Annotated in this window: 2 protein-coding genes; both read right to left on the reverse strand. The window is 45.5% G+C overall.

Annotated elements, in window-relative coordinates:
* Window positions 1-416 (reverse strand): response regulator (locus tag R7M72_RS26205; protein ID WP_318056607.1); only part of this gene is annotated, 416 nt, incomplete at its 3' end.
* Between the two features lie 4 nt (window positions 417-420).
* On the reverse strand, window positions 421-1,013 hold a 593-nt coding region (locus tag R7M72_RS26210; RefSeq protein ID WP_318056606.1), incomplete at its 5' end, for an ATP-binding protein.

The following is a 1,013-nucleotide window of genomic DNA, read 5'->3' on the forward strand; positions in this document are numbered from 1 at the left end:
AAAACATCTTCATGATCAGAGCGTTCACTCAAATACTTGGCAACCTCTTGACTGTATGCCTTGTCACCCTGATGGGCCTGTTTGAGTAGCTCAACAAGCTCATCCGGCTCTGTATCTTTTAACAAATAGCCATCCGCGCCACTGCGTACAATCGCTTCAATATCCGCAGGGCTGTCTGAAACGGTCAGAATAACAATCCTCGCCTCACAACCATCTGCTCGCAGCGCTTTTAACGTATCCAGCCCAGACATGCCTTTCATGTTGAGATCTAGCAGTACCAAATCGAGCTCAAGCTCATGCGCTTTTGCGACTGCATCTGCGCCATTGCTTGCTTCTGCAACGACTTCAAACTCTGGCTCAAAGCTCAGGAGTTGATGGATACCACGTCGCATCAGTGGATGATCATCCACCAGCATTACTTTACACACTGTCAAAGTTTACTTCCTTACTGTGTTGGAATTCGAGTTTTACGGTGCACCCTTTGTTTATTGATGCTTCAATCTGTAGATCGGCGTGCAGTCTCGCTGCTCGCTCTTGCATGATCGTCATACCGTAATGATTAATTTTTTCGTCCTGATGTTCAAAGCCTACCCCGTCATCGGAGACGGTTACTGTGACTTTCCCATCACAATCAAGACATTGAATATGTATATGGTCAGCTTGCGCATGCTTAATCGCATTCAGTGCCGCCTCTCTGATCAACTGTAGTAAATGGACTTGTTGATGCGCATCTAATTCCGTTGATGAAAGTCTATTTTTTAACGTAATTTCTGCCGTTGTTTGCTCATTAAGCGTTTCAACCATATCTTGCAGCGCTTGGCCAAAACTGCCTTCTTTGATCGTCAGGCGGAATGTCGTTAACAACTCACGTAACTGGGTATAAGCAGCCGACAAACCCGTATCCAGCTCTGCAATCACTTGATTGGCTTGAGCGATGGCCTTTTCGTCAGGAAGGTTTTTCACGCTTCTCTTTAATAAAGCGACCTGAATTTTCAAATAGGATAACGCTTGAG

It is taken from the genome of Vibrio sp. YT-18 (assembly GCF_033337345.1).
Lineage (GTDB): Bacteria > Pseudomonadota > Gammaproteobacteria > Enterobacterales > Vibrionaceae > Vibrio > Vibrio alginolyticus.